Source organism: Niveispirillum sp. FG156 (assembly GCF_057809555.1).
The window spans coordinates 1-23,529 of the sequence record NZ_JBMDKE010000028.1 but is presented as its reverse complement, the minus strand read 5'-3'; the positions used below and the strand labels follow the sequence as shown (position 1 = coordinate 23,529).

General features: G+C 64.9%; 20 protein-coding genes. 9 read left to right on the top strand and 11 right to left on the bottom strand.

All coding sequences use genetic code 11. The features are described 5' to 3' along the window. Position 1: 1 nt before the first annotated feature. The 7 genes from ACODSP_RS18055 to ACODSP_RS18025 all read right to left on the bottom strand — a co-directional run bounded on the left by ACODSP_RS18055 (position 2) and on the right by ACODSP_RS18025 (position 6,644). Positions 2–1,186, bottom strand: coding sequence for a flagellar motor protein MotA (locus tag ACODSP_RS18055; RefSeq protein WP_488966948.1), 1,185 nt, complete (start codon positions 1,184–1,186; stop codon positions 2–4). Continuing rightward, the gene (locus tag ACODSP_RS18050) at positions 1,183–1,788 is read right to left on the bottom strand and encodes an OmpA family protein (RefSeq protein ID WP_488966947.1); all 606 of its coding nucleotides are present in this window, start codon (positions 1,786–1,788) and stop codon (positions 1,183–1,185) included. The genes ACODSP_RS18055 and ACODSP_RS18050 overlap by 4 nt, the downstream gene beginning before the upstream one ends. A 104-nt stretch (positions 1,789–1,892) precedes the next feature. Beyond that, a complete protein-coding gene (locus ACODSP_RS18045; protein ID WP_488966946.1) occupies positions 1,893–2,885 on the bottom strand; it encodes a hypothetical protein in 993 nt (330 codons plus the stop codon). Positions 2,886–3,178: 293 nt separating this feature from the next. Then, complete coding sequence (locus ACODSP_RS18040; RefSeq protein WP_488966945.1) at positions 3,179–4,540, bottom strand: hypothetical protein; 1,362 nt, start codon at positions 4,538–4,540, stop codon at positions 3,179–3,181. A gap of 115 nt (positions 4,541–4,655) precedes the next feature. Beyond that, positions 4,656–4,901, bottom strand: a complete 246-nt coding sequence (locus ACODSP_RS18035; protein ID WP_488966944.1) for a hypothetical protein — start codon at positions 4,899–4,901, stop codon at positions 4,656–4,658. Positions 4,902–4,955: 54 nt separating this feature from the next. Continuing rightward, entirely contained in the window at positions 4,956–5,816 is an 861-nt protein-coding gene (locus tag ACODSP_RS18030) for a prephenate dehydratase (protein ID WP_488966943.1), read from the bottom strand. Between the two features lie 45 nt (positions 5,817–5,861). Further along, positions 5,862–6,644 carry a 3-deoxy-manno-octulosonate cytidylyltransferase gene (locus ACODSP_RS18025; protein ID WP_488966942.1) on the bottom strand — a complete coding sequence of 261 codons (783 nt, stop codon included), beginning with the start codon at positions 6,642–6,644 and terminating at the stop codon, positions 5,862–5,864. A gap of 168 nt (positions 6,645–6,812) precedes the next feature. On the opposite strand from ACODSP_RS18025, the gene ACODSP_RS18020 reads away from it, so the two are divergent. Further along, positions 6,813–7,352, top strand: a complete 540-nt coding sequence (locus tag ACODSP_RS18020) for a c-type cytochrome (RefSeq protein WP_488966941.1) — start codon at positions 6,813–6,815, stop codon at positions 7,350–7,352. Between the two features lie 96 nt (positions 7,353–7,448). Then, entirely contained in the window at positions 7,449–8,216 is a 768-nt protein-coding gene (locus tag ACODSP_RS18015) for an inositol monophosphatase family protein (RefSeq protein WP_488966940.1), read from the top strand. 7 nt (positions 8,217–8,223) lie between these two features. Here the strand turns inward: ACODSP_RS18015 and ACODSP_RS18010 are convergent, their stop codons facing one another. Further along, positions 8,224–10,191: an ATP-binding protein gene (locus ACODSP_RS18010; protein WP_488966997.1), complete on the bottom strand. Its 1,968-nt coding sequence runs from the start codon at positions 10,189–10,191 to the stop codon at positions 8,224–8,226. Positions 10,192–10,610: 419 nt separating this feature from the next. Between ACODSP_RS18010 and ACODSP_RS18005 the strand changes: the two genes are divergently transcribed. The 4 genes from ACODSP_RS18005 to ACODSP_RS17990 all read left to right on the top strand — a co-directional run bounded on the left by ACODSP_RS18005 (position 10,611) and on the right by ACODSP_RS17990 (position 16,713). Next, complete coding sequence (locus ACODSP_RS18005) at positions 10,611–12,032, top strand: porin (protein WP_488966939.1); 1,422 nt, start codon at positions 10,611–10,613, stop codon at positions 12,030–12,032. Positions 12,033–12,417: 385 nt separating this feature from the next. Beyond that, positions 12,418–12,915 (top strand): hypothetical protein, encoded by a 498-nt coding sequence (locus tag ACODSP_RS18000; RefSeq protein ID WP_488966938.1) that lies wholly within the window; start codon positions 12,418–12,420, stop codon positions 12,913–12,915. Between the two features lie 32 nt (positions 12,916–12,947). Further along, the gene (locus tag ACODSP_RS17995) at positions 12,948–14,936 is read left to right on the top strand and encodes a TonB-dependent receptor plug domain-containing protein (RefSeq protein ID WP_488966937.1); all 1,989 of its coding nucleotides are present in this window, start codon (positions 12,948–12,950) and stop codon (positions 14,934–14,936) included. 73 nt (positions 14,937–15,009) lie between these two features. Then, positions 15,010–16,713 carry a methyl-accepting chemotaxis protein gene (locus ACODSP_RS17990; protein ID WP_488966936.1) on the top strand — a complete coding sequence of 568 codons (1,704 nt, stop codon included), beginning with the start codon at positions 15,010–15,012 and terminating at the stop codon, positions 16,711–16,713. Between the two features lie 72 nt (positions 16,714–16,785). On the opposite strand, the gene ACODSP_RS17985 is transcribed toward ACODSP_RS17990, so the two are convergent. From ACODSP_RS17985 to ACODSP_RS17975, 3 genes are all read right to left on the bottom strand, one after another. Next, complete coding sequence (locus ACODSP_RS17985) at positions 16,786–17,640, bottom strand: C40 family peptidase (protein ID WP_488966935.1); 855 nt, start codon at positions 17,638–17,640, stop codon at positions 16,786–16,788. Then, positions 17,637–18,083 (bottom strand): MarR family transcriptional regulator, encoded by a 447-nt coding sequence (locus ACODSP_RS17980; RefSeq protein WP_488966934.1) that lies wholly within the window; start codon positions 18,081–18,083, stop codon positions 17,637–17,639. The genes ACODSP_RS17985 and ACODSP_RS17980 overlap by 4 nt, the downstream gene beginning before the upstream one ends. A gap of 116 nt (positions 18,084–18,199) precedes the next feature. Then, positions 18,200–19,585 carry a leucyl aminopeptidase family protein gene (locus ACODSP_RS17975; protein ID WP_488966933.1) on the bottom strand — a complete coding sequence of 462 codons (1,386 nt, stop codon included), beginning with the start codon at positions 19,583–19,585 and terminating at the stop codon, positions 18,200–18,202. A 138-nt stretch (positions 19,586–19,723) separates the two neighbouring features. Between ACODSP_RS17975 and ACODSP_RS17970 the strand changes: the two genes are divergently transcribed. From ACODSP_RS17970 to ACODSP_RS17960, 3 genes are all read left to right on the top strand, one after another. Beyond that, a complete protein-coding gene (locus tag ACODSP_RS17970) occupies positions 19,724–20,392 on the top strand; it encodes a glutathione S-transferase family protein (RefSeq protein WP_488966932.1) in 669 nt (222 codons plus the stop codon). A 133-nt stretch (positions 20,393–20,525) separates the two neighbouring features. After that, positions 20,526–22,100, top strand: a complete 1,575-nt coding sequence (locus ACODSP_RS17965) for an ABC transporter substrate-binding protein (RefSeq protein WP_488966931.1) — start codon at positions 20,526–20,528, stop codon at positions 22,098–22,100. 54 nt (positions 22,101–22,154) lie between these two features. After that, positions 22,155–23,405, top strand: coding sequence for an RDD family protein (locus tag ACODSP_RS17960; protein WP_488966930.1), 1,251 nt, complete (start codon positions 22,155–22,157; stop codon positions 23,403–23,405). Positions 23,406–23,529 lie beyond the last annotated feature (124 nt).

The following is a 23,529-nucleotide window of genomic DNA, read 5'->3' as shown; positions in this document are numbered from 1 at the left end:
ATCAGCGCTCCGTATCGCCCAGTGCCGCCACCGTCCGGGCCAGGATCTTGATCTCGCTGCGCAATTCCTGGGTGGACTGGATGCGCCCCTGCGTCGTCTCCTCCAGCAGGCGGGCGGTGTAAAGCTCCAGATTGCGGATATGGGCGCGCGTCGCCTCGTCAAGGCCCAGGCCGCCGCCATTGGACAGGCTTTCGGCCAGCCGCAGCATCACCTGCTGCTCGGTCCGCATCTGGTCGGTCAGGGCGGCAATGCGCTCCGTCAGTTGCACCAGCTGCTGATTCTGGAGCTTCCGCCCCTCCTCCGCCCCGGCCATGGTGAATTGCAGCCGTTCGATATTCTCCGCCGTCTGTTCCAGCAGGGCCTGGATATAGACGGGAACCGACGCGCCCCCACCGGACCCGCCACCCGCTTCCACATCGCCCAGCGCCCCGCTGGACAGCCGCGTGATGCCGGCCAGCCAGTCCTCCAGCTCTGTATAGAACCGGTTCTGCGCCTGCCCCGCCTGTAATTCCAGGAACCCCAGCACCAACGATCCCGCCAACCCGAACAGGGAGGAGGAGAAGGCCATGCCCATCCCCGACAGGGGCGCCGACAGGCCCGCCTGCAAATTGCCGAACACGCCTGCCACATCGGCATTGTCGAAACTGAGACCGGAAATGACGGTGCCGATGGAGGAGACGGTCTGCAAAAGGCCCCAGAAGGTGCCCAGCAATCCTAAGAAAATCAGCAGCCCGATCAGGTATTTGGAGATCTCCCGCCCTTCATCCAGGCGCGTGCCGACCCCGTCCAGCAGCGACCGGCTGGCCACCGTCGACAGGGTGAAGCGTCCGCCCTGGCGTTCACCCAGCATGCGGGCCATGGGGGCCAGCAGCCGGGGCTGCGTATCCGGCGCGCGGTTGGCCGTAAACGCCTCCAGCCACGCCACCTCCGGCCCCAGCATCGTGACCTGCCGGAAGATGAACCAGATCCCCAGCAGCAGGGTGAACAGGATCAGACCATTCAGGGCCGGGTTGGCCAGAAACGCCTGGATCAGGGATGGCAGCAGGACCGCCGCGATCAACGCCACAGCCAGGGTGAACAGCGCCATGCGCGTCAGGAACCGGCGTGGCCGGCTGGCCGGCGGTTCCACTGCGGGCGGACGGTCGGGCGGGGCGGCAGGCGTGCGACGATCAGCGGAAAGCGTCATGGGCGGATCACCAGATCGACACGATCAGGGGCCGTTGCCGGGGCGACCGTGCCCGCCGCCATCGATACGACCTCGGCGAAAACCAGCAGGCGCAGCGGATCAAGGCCAAGCTGCACCAACCGGTCCCGCAGGGCGCGGGCGCGCAGCAGGGCGATGCGCCGTGCCTCCGTGGGGCGGGTGGTCTGGCTGCTGGCATAGGCGCGCAGCTCAAGCCGTTCCGCCGGATGGGCCTTCAGCCGCGCCACGATATCGTCCAGCACGGCATCGGTGCCCGATGGCAGGATTTCTGCCCCCGGCGGGTAAAGCAGGGTGCTGCGCTCCGCCGGCATGCGCGCCGGCTCAGGCCCCGTAGCGACGCCAGGGAAGCGGGACGGCGGCAGTTCCGAAACCGGTGCGGCGGGGATGTCGCCCTGATCCGGCACGCCGGGCGTCGGCGGCAGCGTCAGGTCGGGTGTCGCCGGCACCGTGATGGGGGCACGCACGGCGGCGGGCGGCGGGTTGGCCGGCAATGGCCCGATACTGTTCTGCGCCAGAGCGCCGGACAGGGGTACCAGTGCCAGAAGCAGCGACAGGGTCGAAAGGAGGGGAGTGCGCGTCATCATGCCGGCCAGGAAAGCGGAAGATTATGGCTGCGCCATGTCACAGGCACCACAGCAACCGGCAGAACGATAGCGGACGGAAGCGGCCCCGGCCACCCTTGATAAGGTCATTCGACTCTGGATGGCAACGCGGGCGGGGGCGGCGGTGATGCGGCATGGGCGGGCACCACCTGCTTCACCATGCCGCCGGCCAGTTCCATCAACCGTTCAGCGGGCGCGCCGTCCTTGATGGCCTGATGCAGAGCCACCAGGTCCCCCGCCATGGACAGCTTATGCTGTTCCACACGCTGGTCGGCCCTGGCCCGGGCAATGGCCTCGTTGGCGGCGGCAGTATCGGCGGCACCGCCCTTGAACATGGCCTGCACGGTTTCCACCAGCCTTTGCAGCACGGAATTCACCATGCTGGCCGAATAGCCACCCAGCAGGGCCAGAAGCGGCTTGCCCAATGTGGCGGTGCTGCCGCCCATGGGATTGCCCTGGGCGTCCAGCGTTTCCGGCCCGCCCAGCGGCACCAGTTGCGAGATCAGCAAGCCCGCGATGATGCCCAGCACGATGCGAATCCAATAGGAACTGTCCAGTCTGGGGTCATAGGTCCCCGCCTGGATAAACCAGTACGCCGTGGACAGGGCATTGAAACAGGCCCCCAGCCCCGCCGCACTCATCAAGAAGATCAGCACATGCAGCAGATGTTCGGAATCAATCGTGTAGATGTCCTGCCGGATGGTGGTGGCGTTGATATGCTCCGACAGGCTGGCCATGATGAAACAGGCCAGGAAGAAAATGGCCGCCAGAAGCAACCGCCGGATATTCGGCAGGGGACCAAAGCTGGACCAGAATCGCCCCGCAAACGGGTCATCGGCCAACAGGCGAATGGTACGCGGACTGGCCGGCGCCACCAGCGACGCCAGTTGATTATGAAGCTTCGCCAGATCGGCCAGCGGCGGCGGTGCGTCCTCATCCAGAATCGACAGCCGGGCGATCACATCCGCCGGCATCGACGTTCCATTCCCCAGGACATAGCGGACCATCGCATCCACTTCCCGGCGCAATGACGCCCCGATATCCGCGCCCAGCGCGCGCGCCATATCCCCATCAGCCATTATTACCCCCATTCAGCAATAGGGTAACTTAACCGTTTGGTTGCATGACGGGAAGATGTAGGGACGGCATTCGATAGGGAGCGAGGCGTAAAAAAGGGCCCGTCGAGATAACAAAAATCGCCTCCCCGGCGAAGGCCGGGGCCCAGGGGCCATACACCCGACGCCAGTGTTGCTGATAGCGAGGCAGGTGGAGAAGTTGAACCTTGGGGCCCCTGGGCCCCGGCCTTCGCCGGGGAGGCGGGTTTTTAGTATCGAGGTGTTTCTCAATAGCGCTTGGACTTGCCCACCAGCGATTACGGGATCTGCGTTTCAACCCCGGTCTGGTTGCGGGGTGGCGGGGGGGCTTCCCGCTCGCGCCGCGCATCCTCCTGGGCCTGACGACGCTGCTCCTGCATGCGGCGGGCATTCTCCTCGGCGGCTTGGCGGCGATCATCGTCGGCGCGGCGACGGGCGTCATCCTCTGCCTGTCGGCGGGCTTCACTCTCGGCCTGACGGCGCTGATCTTCCATCCGACGTGCATTTTCTTCGGAGGCCCGACGGCGGTCATCGTCCGCCTGACGACGCGCATCACCCTCGGCCTGACGGCGTTGCTCTTCCATCCGGCGCGCACCCTCCTCGGCGGCCCGACGGCGGTCATCATCCGCCTGACGGCGTGCATCGCCTTCAGCCTGACGGCGCTGTTCCTCTGCCCGGCGGCGTTGTTCTTCCAGACGGCGGCCTGCATCCTCGGCCTCGCGGCGGCGGTCATCGTCACGGCCACGCACTTCTTCCTGTGCCCGACGGCGCTGATCTTCCAGGCGGCGGGCGGCGTCTTCGGCATCCCGGCGGCGGCGCATGTCGTCATCGGACGGACGCGGCGGCGGCTGCACAATGGGCGGCCGTTCGTAGCGGCGGCGTTCATCCTCGGCCCGGCGGCGTTCCTCTTCCGCACGATGGCGGGCATCCTCCGCCCGGCGACGATCCTGTTCGGCACGGGCCCGATCCCGGTCGCGTTCCCGTTCCCAACGCGCCCGGTCACGCTCCCATTCGCGACGGCGACGCTCATGCTCCCAATAAAGTTCGCGGCGGCGCTGTTCCCACAGATAGGCATCCCACCGGGCCCGGTCGCGCTCCAGCTCCCAGATCATCCGGTCATAGTCGGGATCGCGGTAGGTTTCCTCATAATAGCCACCGCCGGAGCCGCCAGCACCGCTATCGCTCCAGATGATGGCGCCCGCCGATCCACCCCCGCTGCCGCGCACCGCCGGAAGGGTGGCGGGTGTGCTGACCATCAAGGACAGCAGTTCCTTGCGCTCATCAGGGGTCAGGGCGCGGGCGGGGGTGTTGGTGGCCGGATCACCGGCGCAGATGCGGCGGAATTCCTCCACACGCGGGCTGGACAGCGGAACGTTGGGCCAGATGTCCGGGGCCAGGTACGATAGTTCCAGAACCAGCCGCAGCTGTTCCGCCGCCTCATCCGCAGTCAGGGCGCGGCCCGGAATCCCGGCATCGGGATTGCCCATGCAGACCAGGCGCAGTTCCGACAGGCGCCAGGAACCGGCGGCAATCTGGCGGTTGCGCATCTCCCCTTCCTTGATGGCGGGATCGGCGGCACAGGCACCAAGCCCCAGCAACAGGGCAGCGGCGAATGAAACGGGCAGAAAACGGCTTCGCATGATTATTGGCCCCGGAAGGCAGTCACCGGCGCCATCCGCCGGCTACCCCATTTGGCGTGCCACGAATGGCGGAATTGAGACAGAACAGCAGCGTTTCCGGGACGGCACCGAAAAATCACGGATTGAACCAGCGAAGTCCCAGATATACGGCTTCCATCAGTAGCAGGACAGCCCCCGTAACCCGCAGAACCTGCGGGTTGCGCTGCCATGGATAGGCACGGTAGGAGCGCTGTTCATCCAGGTAATGGTCATCCCCTGCCCGCATGCGGCGTTCGATATGCCGGGCCTGCCATTGCGGTGCAAACAGCATGACAAGGGCCGTAATCGTCGGCGCGATCAGCAGAATCAGGTGATTATCCATGACCTCTCCCCGGCTGGTACCAACAGGTTAAGGCACCAGCCGTCATTCCCGCAATCAGATACCGCCACCCATCTGCTGCTGTTCGCGGCGGAACGGGTGGGCCGGATAGACGCCCAGGAACTTCACCTCGCTGGCGAAGAAGCCAAGCTCCTCCATGGCCAGCCGCAGGGAGCGTTCCTCCGGATGGCCCTCAACGTCGATATAGAACTGCGCCGCCGTGAAACGGCCATCCACCAGATAGCTTTCCAGCTTGGTGATGTTCACGCCATTGGTCGCAAACCCGCCCAGCGCCTTATACAGCGCTGCCGGACGTGACCGGACGCGGAAGACAAAGGTGGTGACGCTGTCGGTACCGCGTTCCGGCACACTGGGTTCCCGCGCCAGGATCAGGAAGCGGGTGGTGTTGTGGGTCGCATCCTCGATCCCCTTGGCCAGCACCTGCAAACCGTAGATCTCGGCGGCCAGATCAGACGAGATGGCCCCCTTGGTCGGGTCATTCCAGCGGGCCACATCGGCAGCCGCACCCGCCGTATCGGCATTGTTGACGGGCTTCAGGCCCCGTTCGCGCAGATAGTTGCGGCACTGGGACAGGGCCTGGATATGGGAATGGACCTCGGTCAGCCCCTCCATCGTCGCGCCCTGCGGTGCGACCAGGCAGTGGACCACGCGCTGGTAATGCTCACCAATGATATGCAGCCCGCCATGCGGCAGCAGGTGGTGGATATCGGCGACGCGGCCCGCGACCGAATTCTCCACCGGGATCATGGCCAGCTTGGCCTTACCCTCATGCACCGCGGCAAACGCATCCTCAAACGAGGCGCAGGGCAGCGTGACCATGTCGGGAAAAACGCTGCGGCAGGCCAGGTCGGAATTGGCACCGGGTGCGCCCTGATAGGCGATGGTGGAGGCGGGCATGAGGGGCTCTGTCTGTCGATGAGGCGATGGGCGGGATGCCGTGGATCACGGCGTGGGCGATGGGGCCAGCATATGGCGGGCGCGGTCAAGGTCTTCGATGGTATCCACCCCCAGCGGCACGATGTCCACCCGCGCCAGCGCGATGGTCATGCCATTGGCCAGCGCGCGCAGCTGCTCCAGCTTTTCGCGCTGCTCCAGCTGTGCCGGGGCCAAGGAGACGAACCGTTCCAGCGCGGCGCGGCGATAGGCGTAAAGCCCGATATGGTGGAACAACGGCCCATCGCCCCAGGGGGCCGTGGCGCGGGTGAAATAGAGCGCGCGTCCCGTATCGGCACCCGGCGGCATTTCCACCACGGCCTTTACCACATTGGGATTCGTACGCTCCGCCGCCTCGGTAATCACGGCACCCAGCGTGGCGATATCGACGCCGGGGTCCGACAGGGGGCCGAACACGGCGCGGATGGCGGCTGGGTCAATGGTGGGCAGGTCGCCCTGCACATTGACGATGGCGTCGTACCGGCCATCCGGATCGATGCGCCGCACCGCCTCCCACACCCGGTCCGATCCTGATGGATGGTCCGGGTCGGTCAGGACAGCGATGCCGCCGGCCTGGATCACGGCATCGACGATGGCCTGTTCCGCCGCCGCGACAATCACGGGGCCGATCCCCGCCTCCATGGCGCGGCGCCAGACATGCACGATCATCGGCGCGCCGTGAATTTCGGCCAGCGGCTTGTCCGGCAGGCGCGTGGAGCCAAGCCGGGCGGGGATTACCACCAGCGGATGGGCGACGGGAGCGGCGGTCAGGGGACGGTTCGGATCGGTCATTGTTTTCCCGTGCGACATTTGGTCCGCCGGGTCAAGGCGGAAAGCCATGTGCGTTCTTGCATCCTTACGCTAAGTATCGCGCATGGATTCACGTCAAGGCGGGCATGGACGTGCCCGCCTCTTGGCGTTATTGTGCCCGCGCTTGGCGAACCCAAGGGATTAGGACTGATGGCGAGCAGCACCTTCAATAAGATTTTCATGGCGATCCTGACGGCGACGCTGATCGCTCTCCTGGCGGGTTTCGTCTCCAAGAAGCTGGTTCATCCGAGCTACCCGGCTGAACGCGCCTACAAGGTAGAGGTACCGGAGACCGAGACCGCCGCCACCGACGTGCCTGCCGCTCCGGCAGAGCCGGACCCGGTGACGCCGCTCCTGGCCGCCGCCGATCCGGCTGCCGGTCAGAAGCTGGTCAAGGCCTGCGCGGCCTGCCACAGCTTCGAAAAGGGCGGCGCCAACAAGGTGGGGCCGAACCTGTGGGGTATCGTGGGCAACAAGCATGCCCATGCCGAAGGCTTCTCCTATTCCGACGCCATGAAGGCGCAGGAAGGCCCCTGGGACTATGAGCACCTGAACAAGTTCCTGGCGAACCCGAAGGTGACCATCCCGGGGACGAAGATGAACTTCGCCGGCCTGAAGAAGGTCGAGGATCGCGCCGCGCTGATCGCTTATCTGCGCACGTTGGCCGATACCCCGGTGCCGCTGCCGTAATCGGCACGTCACCCGGAACATGGTATGAAGGGGCGGCAGCGATGCCGCCCCTTTTCCTTTTCAGGGGCAAAACCGCATATTCCGGAGTCGTCTGATATGTCTGCCGTTCCCGATTTCCTGGTCGATCTTGCCCTGCGTTGCGCCGATGCGGCGGGTGTCGTGGCCAGCCGCCATTACCGCACGCGGGTGGATGTCGATGTGAAGGCCGACGCCTCGCCCGTCACCATCGCCGACCGCGAGGTGGAAAGCGCCATCCGCGCCATCCTGACCGTCGAGCGGCCCGATGACGGCATCCTGGGAGAGGAACATGGCAGCCAGGATCTCAATGCCGAATATGTCTGGGTCATCGACCCGATCGACGGCACCAAATCCTTCATCACGGGCCGCCCGCTTTTCACCACCCTGATCGCCCTGCTGCATCGGGGTGTGCCCGTGCTGGGCATCATCGACCAGCCGGTGATCGGCGACCGCTGGCTGGGCATTGCCGGTCGTCCCACCACATTGAATGGCGCGCCCATCACGACGCGGCCCTGCGCCGATATCGCCATGGCGACGCAGGCCGCCACCATGCCCTTCCATCAGGTCGAATTCGCCATGACCCAGGCGTCGAGCCGCTACATGGTCTGGGGCGGCGATGCCTATGCGTTCGGCCTGCTGGCCGGCGGCTTCATCGACCTGATGGTGGAGGCCGGGCTGCAACCCTATGACTGGGCCGCACTGGTCGCCGTGATCGAGGGTGCCGGTGGCCTGATCACCGATTGGGAAGGGCAGCCGCTGCGCCTGGGCTGCAACGGCAATGTGGTCGCCGCCGGCGATTCGGCCCTGCATGCGCAGGTCCTGGCCATGTTCCGGGACCGTCGATAAGCCCTAATCAGCCCTCAACGGGGGCCAGTGCCACCCTGCTGGCGGGTAGGCGCACGGTAACGGTGGTGCCGACCGCCGGTGTGCTTTGCATGGTCAGTGAACCGCCATGCGCCTCGGCATAGCCCCTGGCCAACGGCAGGCCCAGCCCAGCCCCCGGCTGGCGCCGGTTATGCCCGCCCTCTACCTGCGAGAACGGTTCCAGGGCGATGCGCATGGCATCCACATTCATGCCGATGCCGTGATCGGCGACCTCGATCAGCACATCGCCCGTAGGCCCATCCAGTCGCACGATGACGGCGACAGGCTGGCCGGCTTCAGAGAATCGGAGGGCGTTGCCCAGCAGATTGACCACGATCTGCTTCAGCCGCACCTCGTCGGCCAGGACACGCAGCCCCTGGGGTGACACATCCAGCTTGACCGGCACGCCCCGTTCCGCCGCCTTCTGCCGCAGCAGGCGCTCGCACCGGTCGATCAACGGGGCAATATCGACCCAGCCTTCACGCAGTTCCAATGTCCCTGCATCCATGCGCGCAATATCCAGCAGGTCATTGACCAGCCGCAGCAGATGCAGCCCGCCCTCATGGATATCGACCGCATATTCCTTGTATTGCGGCACGCCCAGGCTGCCCAGCAGCTCATCCCGCAATATTTCCGAAAAGCCGATGATGGCGTTCAGCGGGGTGCGCAGCTCATGGCTGATATTGGCCAGGAACTGGCCCTTGGCGCGGTCGGCCACCGCGGCCCGCGTCTCCGCCGCGCGCAAGGTTTCACGGCGCGCCAGTTCGGGCCGCCGGTCGCGGGCCACCAGCGTCATCTCGCCCAGCGGCTCCCCCGTCACGGGCAGCACCGCCAGTTCGATGGGCACGATGGTCCCGTCCGCCGCCTCGATCCGCAGCGTCGCCCATTCGATCCCGCCCCTCCCCCGCATCTGCATGACGCGGTGGAAGATCAGGCGGTCGGCATCCACCACCAGATCCAGATAGGGGCGCCCCACCACCCGCCCGGCATCAGCCGGTGATATACCCAGCATCGACAGGCCCGCCGCATTGATCAGCGATACGCGGCCATCGGCCAGCAGGCAGACCATGTCCGGCAAGGCATCGATCAGGGCGCGATACCGCTCGGACAATTGCCGCAGGGCATCGTTCATCTCGGCTTCCCGCCGGGCCGCCCGCTGCACCCGGGTCAGGACCTGGGCCGTCAGCGCGAACAGGGCCAGCAGCACACCCCCCAGGACCCAATAGACACTGGACAGGAAATCCAGGGCGGGGCGCGGGACACGCCATGTCAGCCAACCTGCCGGTGGATTGGCGGGTGCCGCACCAAATTCCGCCAGGGGCAGCAACCCTACATCAGGCAGCACCGGGCGGATGGAGATATCGACATTGTCCAGCAGCAGCGGGTCCAGCAGGCGGGCCACGGCCACGCGATCAAGCCTTTGCAGGAACACCAGGGCCATGCCATCCGGTCGGGCAGCCCCCCCCTGGCTGGGCCGGATATCGGCCACGGAGGCCAGATAAAGCTGGTCACCCCAGCGCACCACCCCCGCGACAGCCTCGGTCGTGCCGGGCAGGGCGGCAATGGATTTCTCCATCATGCGGCCCAGGGCCGGCGGCGGCTGGATCTCGCGCATCCGGTTGTCGGTCAGGCGCTTGCCATCCTCCATCCCATAGATGACGCGGCCCTGCCGATCGATCACCAGACTCATCGACAGGCGATAGCCGCCGCTGAGATAGATGCCGATATTCTCGTCCGCCCAGGGCAGGTCAAACCGATCCACAACATGCATGACGGCAGCATCCCAGCCCGCATAATCACGCATGACAACGGCCAGGGAGTTTTCCGCACCCGCCATCAGGCGGGCGACGCGCTGTTCAGAGCGCTGTGCCTCGCCGGCATCGAAATGCCGGGCCGTGGTGAACAGAATGGCCGCCACCGCCAGCACCGCAAAGGCCAGCAGCATCAGTACGGGCACCGTTGCCAATGGCAAAGGATGCCGGCCCGCGCCGGCGGGCTGTATCAGGTCTGGGGCGGGTTGCGGGTCGTGCATCGCGTAGGCGGTGGCGCTCCGTCGGATTGGGCACCCATCCTCTACCCGAATGGGGTAGGTTGCAACCTTGTTCGCGCGGGGCCACCTGTGCGTCTGGCCAGCGTCGGCACAGAAGTTTCATGACAATATCATGACAAAATGTAGTGAAACTGACGCTGCGATTGCCGTGCCTATAATGCAACAGGTCCGGCCTGTCATGAAGACGTAATAAAACCGCATCAAATCGGCAATACCCCTCTGTTAGCCCTCCGCCGGGGCCTGAGGCACTGCCGAGACATACCCGGTGATGGGGATCGGCACGCTGACAGGCTTTGTCGCCCGCGAGATCCCACCGGAGAACAACAATGAGCCTCAAGTCCACCCTGCTGGTCGGCGCCGCCGTCGCCGTTCTGGCCGCCGGCCCGGCCGTGGCCCAGTCCGCCGCCCCGTCCCAGACCCAGATCGACGCCCTGGCCGCCCAGATCCAGGCCCTGCAGGGCCAGCTGACCTCACTGAAGGACTCGGTCGCCAAGGAAAGCGCGGCCAACAAGAAGACGCTGGAGGCCATGCCGAAGGTGACCGCCGATGGTGGCCGCATCCGCGTCCAGACCGCAGACAAGGCCTTTGACGCCGCCATCCGCGCCCGCGTGCACATGGATTACGGCTTCGGCAATGGTGGCAAGAACTTCACCGCCGACGGCACCGACGGCTTCGGCATCCGCCGCGCCTTCCTGGGCGTGGCCGGCAAGGTCTACACCGACTGGACCTATGAAGTGACCGCGAACTTCGCCGGCAACCGTGGCGGCGGGGCGCAGATCCAGGCCGCCAATATCGGCTATACGGGCATCCAGGGCTGGACCATCGTGGCCGGCGTGATGCAGCCGAAATTCACGCTGGATGACAGCACGTCCTCCAACGACATCGCCTTCATGGAACGCGCGCCCATCGGCAACATCGTCGTCGGCATCGGCGGTTCCGACAGCCGCACCGCCATCGGCGTGACCAACAAGGGCACCAGCCACTTCGTGGCCGCCTATGTGACCGGCAACGCCACCAACACCACCGGCAGCTTCGACGATCAGGTCAACCTGCTGGGCCGCGCCGCCTATGCCTTCTGGCAGGCCAATGAAGGCTCCGCCGGTATCGGCGTCTCCGGCGTCCTGCAGACCACCCCGCAGGCAACCGCCCGCCCGGTGGCCGCCGGCACCGCCACCACCAGCATCGGCTTCGGCGACCGTCCGGGCCTGCGCATCGGCGGCACCGACACCTCCTACCGCCTGACCAACGTCACGGTGAACCAGATCGACAGCGCCTATGCCTATGGCGCCGACCTGGGCGTGAATTACAAGAGCTTCTGGGCCGCCGCCGAATATTACAATTTCGGCGCTGAATATGCCGACCGCACCGCTTCGGGCGCCGTCCAGACCCTGGCCGATCCGGAGTTCAGCGGCTATTACGTGTCCGCCGGCTACATTCTGACGGGCGAGCGCCGCAACTACAATATCGGTGAATGGACCACCGTGAAGCCCTCCTGGCCCGTCGGTCAGAACGGCATGGGCGCCTGGGAAATCGCCGCCCGTTACAGCCAGGTCGACCTGATCGACCGCGCCGCCGGCATCAACACCGGTACCGCCGGCAAGGAAACCAACTGGACGCTGGGTCTGAACTGGTACGTCAACCCGGCCATCCGCCTGATGCTGAACCATGTCATCAGCAAGACCGAACGCGCCAATGGCCAGGAGGTCAAGCTGGACCTGACCGCCATGCGCATGCAGTTCCAGTTCTGATCTGCGTCCCGCTTCCACCCTGCTTCGCGCGGGGTGGATCGGGTTCTCAGTCTCAGGCACATGCAAACCCACCGGTTCCTGAAAGGACCGGTGGGTCTCTTTTTGCCATCTTCAATTCAGCGTGCATGCATAAATTTGGTGTATAGTGATGCAAAACCTGAATGTATTAATGAGTTACTAATTTCATTGTTCAGATATGGAACCTATACAGAAGTGTATTTCAGGTTACCATAATATGTTGCCTTAATATCACGACGCGAAAAAGTCGCTGTTTTTTTTGGAAACCTAACCAGACGGATTATACAGAGCGTAGTGACGCACCAATCCTTTGGTCATAGGCATTGTTGAAGGAGCAATTCCTTCCTCCTGCCACACCGGAGACACAATGCGCAATCTGCGTTCACCGGCACGGCACGGCCTGATGGCCGGGCTGCTGATGCCAATACTCGCCTATACCGCTCCAGCCATGGCAACGGTCGATGGCCCTACCGCCACCGTCGCTGTGAAGGCCCTGAATTTTCTTCAGCCCAAGCCAGCCAAGCCGACGCCCGTCACTATCGTGACGGCAAGCGGCCAGGCCGCTGCGGGCGACGCGGTCAAATCCGCCCTCGGTGCTGATGTGACGGCTAAGGTCATTGACAGCGCTGGCGACGTGACCGGCGCCGTTGCGGTTATCGTAATCGGCAGCGCCGACGTTTCCGGCAAGGCAGCCGCCGGTCAGCTTGTGATCGGCGACATGGCCTGCATGGAAGCCGGCAAATGCGCCCTCGCGGTCGAGCGGCAGGCCTCCGGCGCCGCCAAGTATCATGTCAACACGGCAGCCCTGGCCAAGGCCGGCGTCAGTTTCGACAAGAATTTTCAGATGCTCGTGACCGCGCACTAAGCCGGCGCCAAGACCACCAGGAGTTCTCGTAAATGAAGAAATCTATTCTGCTCGGCGCAACTGCCCTTCTTGCCGTCGGCGCCAATGCCCAGACCATCAACTACACCGCGCTTCAGGACGCGTTTGGCCAGCCCGTGACCACCAGCGTGACCGGCAAGCCGCAGGTTGCCGCCGATGCCCCGGCCGCTCTGCACATCATCACAGCCGAAGACATCAAGGCGACCGGCCTTGATAATCTGCCCGATATTCTGGCCCGCGTCGGTGGCATCGATCTGCTGCGCTGGGCTGCGGGCAGCGTTGATATTGGCATGCGCGGCTACAACCAGCCCAACAGCCCGCGCCTGCTGGTCCTGTTGAACGGTCGTCAGGTTTATTCCGACCATTACGCGCTGGTAAACTGGTCGACCATCCCGGTGCAACTGTCGGAAATCAAGCAGATCGAAGTCGTGAAGGGACCGGTCGGCGCCATCTATGGCTTCAACGCGGTGGCGGGCGTGGTCAATATCATCACCCAGAATCCGCTTTATGACACCGATGGCACTGCCACCGCCCGCTTAGGCAACAATGGTGCCCGTGAAATCGGGTTGTCGAAGAATGTGAAGGTTTCCGACGGTTTCGGCCTTCGCTTCTCTGCCGGGTACAAGGAACAGGACGAGTTCAGCCAGGGTTCGATTACCGCTGTGGAGCGTGGCCGTCTGCTGGACCCTGAATCCTCTCATGTCGCGGTCGGCGCCCTGGCACAGCTCACAGACAGCGTTCAGGCCGGTCTGGAGTTGACCCGCTCCAAGATGAAGCAGACCGATATCACCGCCACCAACAGCCTGTACGGCGATGACTATCTGACAAAGTCGGCCAAGCTGGACCTGATTGGCGATGCCGGTGATGCCGGTCTCGTCTCCTTCACCGCCTACCGCAACTGGCTGGATTTTGAGTATTTCGGCATCGGCAAGTCCGACGTGACCACCAGCGTGGTGCAGTTGTCGGACCTGATTCAGATCGGCAACGACCACACCGTGAAGATTTCCGGTGAATACCGCCATAACAGCATGGGCCGCTTCCCGGCGCCCGGTGCCACCATCTCCTATGATGTCTGGGCCGTGGCCGGGATGTGGGACTGGCGCCTGACCGACAAGCTGTCCTTCACCAACGCCCTTCGCTCCGACTGGTTGGACCTGAGCTATTCCGGTGCCGCCTCCCCGCCCTATGTCGCTGCCGACTTCGACCGTTCGATCAGCAAGATCAGCGTGAATAGCGGTCTGGTCTACAAGGCGACGGATGTCGATACGCTGCGCGCCACCTATGGCCTGGCCAATCAGCTTCCGTCCATTCTGGAACTGGGCGGTTTCTACCTGCCCACGGTCACAGCGGCCGGCCTCTTCGCGTCGGCGGGCAATCCCCATATCAAGCCCAGCAAGGTACAGAGCTATGAGCTGGGGTATGACCGCGCCCTGGCGGCCATCAATGGCGGGCTGCATCTGTCGGTCTTCCGGCAGACCACGGACGATATCAAGTCGTTCCTGGGTTCCGACCGCAGCGTGGTGAATGGCCGCCCAGCCTCTATCGTGATCAATGCCGGCGACAGCGCCTCCTGGGGCTTCGAGGCGGCGTTTGATGGGCGCGCCATGAATGGCGTTCGCTATGGCGCCTCTTATTCCTGGAATGACATCAATGATGATCTGACCGTGAACAAGGGCGCCATCGCCACCCGTCCGGTGAAGTTCGAAGGGGCGGCTCCGCGTCACAAGCTGCAGGGCAATGTGGGTTGGTCTGACGGGGCGCTGTCTGCCGACATGAACCTGTCCTGGCAGTCCAAGCGCACCTTGCTGCATCCCGTGACGGGCGGCCAGGGCCTGTTCCCGATCGATAGCACTTGGACCGGTACGGCCAGCGTCGGCTACCTGTTCGAAACAGGAACCGAAGTCCGCTTCACCGCCAGCGATTTCCTGCGGACGGAGACGGCTCTGGGCTCTGCTCTGGAAACCGAGCGCCGGGTCTATGCCAGCGTGTCGCAGAAGTTTTGACATCAGTGTGTCCCCACCCGGTCATGCCGGGTGGGGAACCACGCTGTCAGAAAAAGAATAAGGATCCCTGCACATGACCCAACACGCCCTTCTCACCCGTCTGGATCAGTTGTCTTTGCTCGCCAAACTGATGGCCGGTCCCATCGTCGCCGCTCTCGCCATGCTGGTGCTGGGCGGTCTTTCCATTATCGAACTGCGTTCGCAGGCGGCGGAAACCCGCATCCTGGTGGATGAGAAGCTGGCCAGGGCAACCGAGATGCAGAATCTGGTGGCGGAACTGAAGGGCAGCCTGGGTTCCGCCTATTTCGCGGTTCTGTCGGTGGCGGGCGGCAATCCCGCAGCGGACGCCACCAAGGAGCTGGAAACCGTCAAGATCGCCATCGCCAAGGAGGCGCAGCGTCTGACCGTCATTTCCGACACCATCGCCGATCCCAAGCTGAAGGCGACGGTAAAGGCGTCAGCGGCGGAACTGGACGGGTTCAGCGGCGCTGTTGATGTCGTCTCCACCATGCTGGAGGTCGATATCGCCACGGCGGCCGGTGCCGTTCTGCCTTTCAATGAAAAGGTACAGGTCATCGTGGCCGCCCTGGACACGGCGATGGCCCAGATCCAGGCCGACGCCCGTGCCAGCGTGGAGCGTCAGGCACAGAGCGCTGTAACGGCCTCGTGGCTGCTGGTCCTTGGCCTCCTCACCGCCCTGGCTATCGTGTCGCTGCTGGTGTTCTTCATCACCCGCCTTGTCCGCAACGGCATCGATGGCATCGCGCAGGCGATGGGCCGTCTCGCCGCCAATGATCTGTCGGTCGATCCCGCCCCGCTGGTTCGCAGTGACGAGTTGAACAGCCTGGTCGATGGCCTGTTTGCCTTCCGGAAGGCGTTGCAGGAGGCCGCGCGCCTGTCTGCCGAGCGCATCGAGGCTGACAACCGCGCCCGCCGGGCCCTGCTGGCGCTTGCAGACAGTTTCGAGGCCACGGTACTGGGCTCCGTCCGCACGGTCGGTGAAACGGCCGGCACGGTGTTGACCGAGGCGGAACGTCTGGGCCTTGTGGCAGAGGACGGTCGAACGGCCGCCAGCCACGTCTCCCGCGCCGCCGAAAGTTCGGACCAGGGCGTGCAGTCGGTCGCCAGCGCTGCCGAGGAACTGGCCGTCTCCTTCAATGACGTCGCCCGTCAGGTGGAAGGCGTCACGGGCAGCACACGTCAGGCCTCTGCGGCGGTTGAACGGTCCGACGGCCTTGTCCGCAATCTCAGCAGCGAAGCAGAGGGCATCAAGAATGTCGTCGACCTGATTTCCGCTATCGCCAGCCAGACCAACCTGCTGGCCCTCAACGCGACCATCGAGGCCGCCCGCGCCGGGGAAGCCGGCAAGGGCTTCGCGGTGGTGGCATCGGAGGTCAAGCAATTGGCCGGTCAGACCGCGAAGGCAACCGAAGAGATTGAGCGTCGGATCAGTGCCGTTCGCCACGCCGCCAACGCCGTTGTCGGTGCCCTGACCGAAATCACCGACCGGATCGGCGACGTGTCCAGCGTCAGTACAACGGTCGCGGCGGCGGTGGAACAGCAGCGGATGGCGACCCAGGAAATCGCACGCTCGGTGCAGTCCGCCTCCACGGCAAGCCGCGAGGCGGCGAGCGAGGTGCAGTCCCTTGCCCAGGTTGCCGCCGGTACCGGTGATGCCGCCCGGGGCCTGCGTGAGGCGGCGACGGGGCTGACCAACGGTGCTGCCCGCCTGCGGCAGGAGGTGGATGGCTTCCTGCAGCGGGTCCGTGCCGGCTGATCAGGGGCGGAACGGCTAATAAAAAAGGGCGCTACCCGATCGGGGGCGCCCTTTTTGTTTCTGTGCTGCTGGTCAGCCGGGCCGCTTGACGGCATTGATGCCCTTGGCCCCCGCCCGCGCCACGACATCGGCCAGCGGTTCGGCCACCACTGCCATGTGGAAGGCGTTGGCATGCAGCAGGGTGGTGGCATCGCTCATGATGCCGACATGGCCGGGGAAGAACACCAGATCGCCCCGGCGATACTCCACGCCCATCCCATCGGTGGAGATCAGGGCACCGACCGAAGCCGCCTGCTGATCGCTGTCGCGCGGGCAATCAACCCCGGCGGCCAGCAGGGCCAGTTGCACCAGACCCGAACAATCGATGCCGATGCTGGTGCGTCCGCCCCAGAGATAGGGCGTGCCGACAAACCGTTCCGCCACGGCCACAAAGTCGGGGGCGTAATCATCGACGAGCGCCAGATGGCGCGCATGCACCCAGCCACCACTCTCAATCTGGCACCATTCGCCCTGCTTGCCCGTCACGACGACGCAGGCACCCATCGGCAACACGTCCAGAAATGGCAGCTTCAGGTCCGCCTCGGGCTGCAAAAAGGTCCGAAGGGCCGTGACCTTGTGCGTGGCCTCTGTCAACCCGGCTTCCAGCGCCTCAACCCGCAGCCAGCCGACATAGCCATCGGTTTCATTCTGGCCCCAGGCCCAGCCATCATGCTCGTCCAGCACGGTGAAGCCTTCACCCAGCAGCAACTCTGTGGATTGCCGCGCCTCGAAGGACGGCTTCTCCTTCAGGGCGGTGAAGCCGCTGTTTATCTGGCAGGGCACGCCATCGATGAAACGGGGGGCGTTCACACGGCCACGCAGATAGCTGGCGGCAAGGTCATCCCGGAAGGGATGGATACGGGGGTCGAGCTTTTCTTGGTCGGTCATGCCGAAGGGGCCAGGGCTTCCGTACGGGCGCCATCCACCATCACCGGCGGAACGACACCACTGATATCCAGGGCGGGATCGGCAACGACCCCGCCTTCCTCACCGACCACAGGCGCCTTTTCCGCATCGATCACCATCTGGCCGAATTCAGCCAGGAAGACGGACCCTTTGACAGTCCGCTGGACCAGCACGTTACGGCGATCCTCCTGATCGCGCTTGCGCTTGATGTAGCCCAGCCGGCCCAGCCGGTCCAGCGCGCGCGTGATGGCGGGCTTTGATACGTTCAGGGTCGCGGCCAGCCCACGCACCGTGTGCGGCGGCGGCGTCAGAAACACGGTGAGCAGCAGCGCCAGCTGCCGTGCGGACAGGTCAGGCCCATCCTTGCGCACGCTGGCGACCAATGCGCGTCGCCACAGTTGCAGCGCCTCTAGGTTACGTGACATGCCCCGCCCCCCGAACCCGCGTCCCATACCCGGCACCATGCGACATCCGCAGCCGGGCACGGGAAGCGAGTGTGCCGAAGATCAGGCCCTTCGGCAAGCCGGGACAACAAGGATTGTTACTGTTTCGAACCAAAGCGGTTGGCGATCACCGCGAACATGGCGCGAAGCGTCATGGCCTCGCCCCCTTCCGGGCGGCCCGGACGGTTGGACTGGTTCCAGGAGAACAGGTCGATATGGGCCCAGACCGTGTCCTTCGACACGAACTGTTCCAGATACAGCGCCGCCGTAATGGCGCCCGCCATGCCGCCGCCGGGCGCGTTGTTCAGATCGGCAATCTTGCTGTCCAACTGCGCGCGGTACCCCTGCCACAGCGGCAGGCGCCACAGCGGATCATCGTTGACCGTGCCTGCGGCCAGGATTTCCGCGGCCAGCGCATCATTGTTGGAGAAAAGCGCCGGCAGGTCGGGGCCCAGCGCCACCCGCGCAGCACCCGTCAGGGTCGCGAAATCCAGCAGCAGGGCCGGCTTCTCACTGTCCGCCTCGGCCAGGGCATCGCACAGGATCAGGCGGCCCTCGGCGTCGGTATTGCCGATCTCCACCGTCAGGCCCTTGCGGGTGGGGATGATGTCCATGGGGCGGAAGGCGTTGCCGGCAATGGAATTCTCCACCGCCGGGACCAGCACGCGCAACCGCACCGGCAGCTTCGCCGCCATGATCAGCCGCGCCAGACCCAGCGCATGCGCCCCGCCCCCCATATCCTTCTTCATCATCAGCATGCCCGCCGATGGCTTGATATCCAAACCGCCGGTATCAAAGCACACACCCTTGCCGACCAAGATCACCAGCGGGTGTGCCGCGTCACCCCAGCGCAGCTCGATCAGGCGCGGTTCCCGCGCGGCCGCGCGGCCCACGGCATGGATCATGGGATAGTTCTGGGTCAACAGATCATCACCGACGATGGCGCTGAAGGTGGCGCCGAATTCGGCAGCCAACTTCTGTGCGGCCTCGGCCAACTGCGGCGGCCCCATATCCTCGCACGGCGTGTTCACCAGATCGCGGACCAGGAAGGCCGCCTTGGCAAACCGCTCCACCGCCGCACCATCGGCCTTGGCCGGCAGGACAAGGCTGGCAAATTCCTTGGAGGACTTCTTGTAGCGGGTGAACTGATACGTCGCCAGGACCCAGCCCGTGGCCACCGCCGTTGCCGTATCGGCATCCAGATCAGCCTCGATGGCATAGGACCCGGCGGGCAGGCTGCCCGGCAGACCGGCCAGCGACCAGATATCGATCCGGTCGGCCACCCCGGCCAGCACCCGCGCAATCTGCCCACCGGCGCCCGGCAGGATGGCTGTGGCGCCGGGGGCGGCCTTGAAGCCCAGACGCTTCACCCAGGCAGCATCAGCCGGGGACGCGGCGGCCAGCCAGGCATCCAGCCCGGCCTTGGTCACCAGCGTCAGGGGAACGGTATCGGCAGCGGCGGCGGTCAGGAGATGGTCGATCACGAAATCTCGTCCTTGGGCTGTAGCGGTCGTGCATGGGTGCCGCGATTGTCCCCGTGCCAAGTTGGGGCTTTGCGGTCATTCGCCAACAGCCCTACTCTCCCCTCCTCCTCTCCGCAACGGTGAAGCAGAGCCAACGCGATGTCCGACAAAAACTCCGCCCCCCTCACGCTGGTCATGGGCAACAAGGCCTATTCATCCTGGTCGCTGCGCCCCTGGCTGGCCCTGCGCCATGCCGGCGCCGACTTTGCGGAGGTGGTGGTGCCGTTGCGCCAGCCTGAAACCAAGGCAACGCTGCTGTCGCACGCGCCCAGTGGCAAGGCGCCGTCGCTGCGCCATGGCGATCTGGTGGTCTGGGACAGCCTGGCCATCTGCGAATATGTGAATGAGCTGTTCCCGGCGGCACAGCTGTGGCCCGCCGACGCATCGGTGCGGGCCGTGGCCCGCGCGGTGTCGGCGGAGATGCATTCGGGTTTCCCGGACCTGCGGAAGAACCTGTTCATGGATGTGCGCAGCCGCTTTGACCGGCCTGACCGGGTCGCGGCGGCCCAGGCCGATATCGACCGGGTCCTGGAAATCTGGACCGACCGCCGCGCCCGATTCGGCGGCGCCGGCCCGTTCCTGTTCGGCGCCTTCACCATCGCCGATGCGATGTTCGCGCCCGTCGCCACCCGGTTGCGCACCTGGAACGTGCCGCTGGACCCCATTTCTGCCGCCTATGTTGAAACCATCCACGCCATGCCCGCCATGGTGGACTGGGTGAATTCGGCAAAGGCGGAACCCTGGGTGGTACAGTTCGAAGGGATGTGACATCGCCGGGTTTATCCCGTTCGGCCTATTGCTTTGGTGGGTAAGTTGCCTGACAGTGCGCAGCCCCCACCAGGGCATGGTTTCTTCGGTTTGAACGGGGTCTGGTTTGGCGGGGCCGGGTTTTCTGAACACCATGCGGGGGCTGCTGCTGACGGCCCTGGTCGCATTGGTACCGGTCACGGTGGATGCCGCCGACCTGCGTCTGGGCGTCATGAACCTGGCGCAAAGCACTGACCCGCATGTCGGTGCCAACCGCAACGAATATATGCTGCATGATCAGGTCTATGAGGGGCTGGCGCAGGCCGACGCGCAGTTTCAGCCCTCTCCCCGGCTGGCCGAAAGCTGGGAGATGCAGCCCGACGGGTCCTGGCTGTTCCGCCTACGCCGGGATGTGCGGTTCCAGAATGGCCGTCCGCTGACCCCGCGTGACGTGATCTACAGCTTCTGCCGCACGGGCAAGGTCGGGCCGGAACCCCGCCCCTTCGCCGCACGGCTGGCGGAGGTTGCCTCCGTGACGGCCCCGGACGCGCACAGCATCCTGGTGCGTCACCGCAGCAAGGTCACCATCTTCCCCAGCGATGTCGCCAATATCCCCATCATCCCCGCCCCTGGCGAGCCCAACAGTCGCGCGCCTGTCAGCTACAGCGCGGAAGGCTGTGCGGCCTTCACCGACTGGCTTGACGACGGGAAGTTCGGGTCCGCCGGCTCGCGGGCGGGCACCGGCCCGTTCCGACTGGTCAGTTTCGGGGACAAGGAAATCCTGCTGGAACGCAATCCCGACTATTGGGGCCGGTCGGCGGATTGGGACCATGTCCGGCTGATCCGGCTGGCCGAGAATGAGCGCGTGCCCGCCATGCTGGAGGGGCGTATCGATGTGCTGGACGGGGTGTCGCTGGAAGCCCTGCCCTTCTTCGCCAGCCAGCAGGCTGTGCAGGTCGTGGAAGGGCCGTCCGCCGCCGTCACCTATCTTCAATCCAATCAGCATGTGCCGGGCGATGGCAGTGCCAACAGGTTCCGGGATGTGCGGGTGCGCCGCGCCCTGATGCTGGCCATTCCGGCCCGGCTGCTGGCCGACCGGATCGTTCCCGGCTATGGCACGGCGACGGGCCAGATGGCCATGCAAGGCATGGCGGGCTACACGCCGGACATTCCCGACGATGTCTATGATCCGCAGGAAGCCAAACGCCTGCTGGCCGAGGCGGGACAGGCCGGCGGTTTCGACACGACCCTGATGGTCACGCCCCTGCAATCAAAGATCGGCGACGCTATCGCCTATTTCCTGGACAAGGTCGGTGTGCGCGCCAAGGTGCAGGTCGAACCGATGGAACGCTACATCGAACGGCTGCGCACCGGCGATTTTCAGCTGTTCTATGGCGGCTGGATCTTCAATCCGGCCAATATGCCGGACTCCCTGCGCGCCCTGCTGGGCACCAGCAGCGGCGGACCCAGCCGGGGCGCCCATAATTATGCCGGCTACTGCAACGCCGATATCGACCGCCTGCTGCGGGCAGCCCTGGGTGAACCTGACCCCGCCAAGCGGGACAGCATGCTGCAATCGGCAACCCGCGCCTTCTTCGACGATGTCGCCTGGATCCCCGTGATGCATGCCCAGGGCCGCTGGGTGGTACGCAAGGGCGTGAAGCTGGACCCGCGTCTGGACCGGCTGCTTCTGGCAAGCGAGATCAGGCTGGAAACTGCAACCCGTTGACGCTGGCGCCCAACATTCTACACTACGCCCGGACAAACGGGGGTCGGGGCGCTGATGTCAACAGAATGGTGGTATGTACGCGACGGGGCCGTCCTTGGACCAACCTCGACATTCCACCTGACCGGCATGCTTCGAAAAGGGATTCTGCATGCCGGTGACTGGGCATGGCAGCCGGCATTGCCCGGCTGGACCCGGATAGGGGACATCGCCGCCCTGCAGTCAGGTCTACTCCCTCTGTCTGAAACGGACGTCTCTGACATCGGCCCTGATATCCCCCTGCCCGATCCCGGTGCCGAACGGTCGGCCAGTCCCCTGTCGCGTCTATTGGCCCACGGGATCGACTTTGCGGTGGGTGTGATCCTGTCCGGTTTCGTTCTTGGCGTGGTCTATGCGCTGACGTCACCGGGGAAGATCGGTATAAACCTCGCTGATTTCACCCTGGCATTCTGGCTGGTACCCGCCATGTTGTTGCAGCAGGCCTTCGCGGTGGCCCTGTTCGGCAACACGATCGGAAAGCGCTCCATGGGCCTGCGCCTCCGGCGTGGCGATGGCGGCAGGCCGGGGCTGCTCACCATGTTGATCCGGCAAGTCAGGGTTTGGGTGGAGGGCTTCGGACTGGGCATGCACCTGATCGCCCCCTTCACCATGCTCCAAAGCCGTCGCCGACTGGTCCGGGGGCAGCGGACGCGTTGGGATCAGGCGCTGGACCTTGTGGTGGTGCAGGATGGCACCGGATGGTCGCGCCACCCGTTTGGCCCCGTCATCTACAGCCTGACCGCCAGCATGCTGCTGGCGCTGCCCAATCCGCTGCGCGCCTTCGCACCCGAACCGGTGGTGGATTATTCTTCTGCTTACAGCATGCCGCAGACGACATCCGCCATCTGGCGCAATCCCGTCACTGGCAAGGATGCAAGACTGGTGACCGGCTGGGAGATGCAGGTGGAACCACGCGAAAGCGGCGGCAACAGGCATTGGTTCTGGAAAACCGGTCGCGACGGGCGCGGCATGATCGAACGCGATTTCCTGAAAGAGCCATTCCCAGCATTCTATACCGCCCAGATGAAGGATATCGGACAGACGGTGCCCGCCACCCTGCCGATACCCGCACCGGGACAACCGGTCTGCATGCACCATATCACGCCACCATCTGACGCCCCTGACGAGGACGAATTCGAGGAACAGCGGGTCTGTGCCCTGTCATCGGGGGAAATCTGGCGTATCCACGGCTGGTGGCCCGCCGGGGACGAGGCCGAGCAGTCGCGGGTCAGAAGCCTGCTGGACGGGTTGGAAACCACCATCCGCTGAGCAACCCGCTGGGGATCATCCCTATCCTTAGTTACAGGCTTTTTAGATTCACTGGAGCTTGAGAAAATGTGCCTCCCCGGCGAAGGCCGGGGCCCAGGGGTCACAGGCTCAAACCTCGAAGCTG

What these genes read in the sequence shown, in the direction of transcription:
- ACODSP_RS18055 (WP_488966948.1), bottom strand. Translation starts at nt 1,186, where the DNA reads ATGACGCTTTCCGCTGATCGTCGCACGCCTGCCGCCCCGCCCGACCGT.
- ACODSP_RS18050 (WP_488966947.1), bottom strand. Translation starts at nt 1,788, where the DNA reads ATGATGACGCGCACTCCCCTCCTTTCGACCCTGTCGCTGCTTCTGGCA.
- ACODSP_RS18045 (WP_488966946.1), bottom strand. Translation starts at nt 2,885, where the DNA reads ATGGCTGATGGGGATATGGCGCGCGCGCTGGGCGCGGATATCGGGGCG.
- ACODSP_RS18040 (WP_488966945.1), bottom strand. Translation starts at nt 4,540, where the DNA reads ATGCGAAGCCGTTTTCTGCCCGTTTCATTCGCCGCTGCCCTGTTGCTG.
- ACODSP_RS18035 (WP_488966944.1), bottom strand. Translation starts at nt 4,901, where the DNA reads ATGGATAATCACCTGATTCTGCTGATCGCGCCGACGATTACGGCCCTT.
- ACODSP_RS18030 (WP_488966943.1), bottom strand. Translation starts at nt 5,816, where the DNA reads ATGCCCGCCTCCACCATCGCCTATCAGGGCGCACCCGGTGCCAATTCC.
- ACODSP_RS18025 (WP_488966942.1), bottom strand. Translation starts at nt 6,644, where the DNA reads ATGACCGATCCGAACCGTCCCCTGACCGCCGCTCCCGTCGCCCATCCG.
- ACODSP_RS18020 (WP_488966941.1), top strand. Translation starts at nt 6,813, where the DNA reads ATGGCGAGCAGCACCTTCAATAAGATTTTCATGGCGATCCTGACGGCG.
- ACODSP_RS18015 (WP_488966940.1), top strand. Translation starts at nt 7,449, where the DNA reads ATGTCTGCCGTTCCCGATTTCCTGGTCGATCTTGCCCTGCGTTGCGCC.
- ACODSP_RS18005 (WP_488966939.1), top strand. Translation starts at nt 10,611, where the DNA reads ATGAGCCTCAAGTCCACCCTGCTGGTCGGCGCCGCCGTCGCCGTTCTG.
- ACODSP_RS18000 (WP_488966938.1), top strand. Translation starts at nt 12,418, where the DNA reads ATGCGCAATCTGCGTTCACCGGCACGGCACGGCCTGATGGCCGGGCTG.
- ACODSP_RS17995 (WP_488966937.1), top strand. Translation starts at nt 12,948, where the DNA reads ATGAAGAAATCTATTCTGCTCGGCGCAACTGCCCTTCTTGCCGTCGGC.
- ACODSP_RS17990 (WP_488966936.1), top strand. Translation starts at nt 15,010, where the DNA reads ATGACCCAACACGCCCTTCTCACCCGTCTGGATCAGTTGTCTTTGCTC.
- ACODSP_RS17985 (WP_488966935.1), bottom strand. Translation starts at nt 17,640, where the DNA reads ATGACCGACCAAGAAAAGCTCGACCCCCGTATCCATCCCTTCCGGGAT.
- ACODSP_RS17980 (WP_488966934.1), bottom strand. Translation starts at nt 18,083, where the DNA reads ATGTCACGTAACCTAGAGGCGCTGCAACTGTGGCGACGCGCATTGGTC.
- ACODSP_RS17970 (WP_488966932.1), top strand. Translation starts at nt 19,724, where the DNA reads ATGTCCGACAAAAACTCCGCCCCCCTCACGCTGGTCATGGGCAACAAG.
- ACODSP_RS17965 (WP_488966931.1), top strand. Translation starts at nt 20,526, where the DNA reads ATGCGGGGGCTGCTGCTGACGGCCCTGGTCGCATTGGTACCGGTCACG.
- ACODSP_RS17960 (WP_488966930.1), top strand. Translation starts at nt 22,155, where the DNA reads ATGTCAACAGAATGGTGGTATGTACGCGACGGGGCCGTCCTTGGACCA.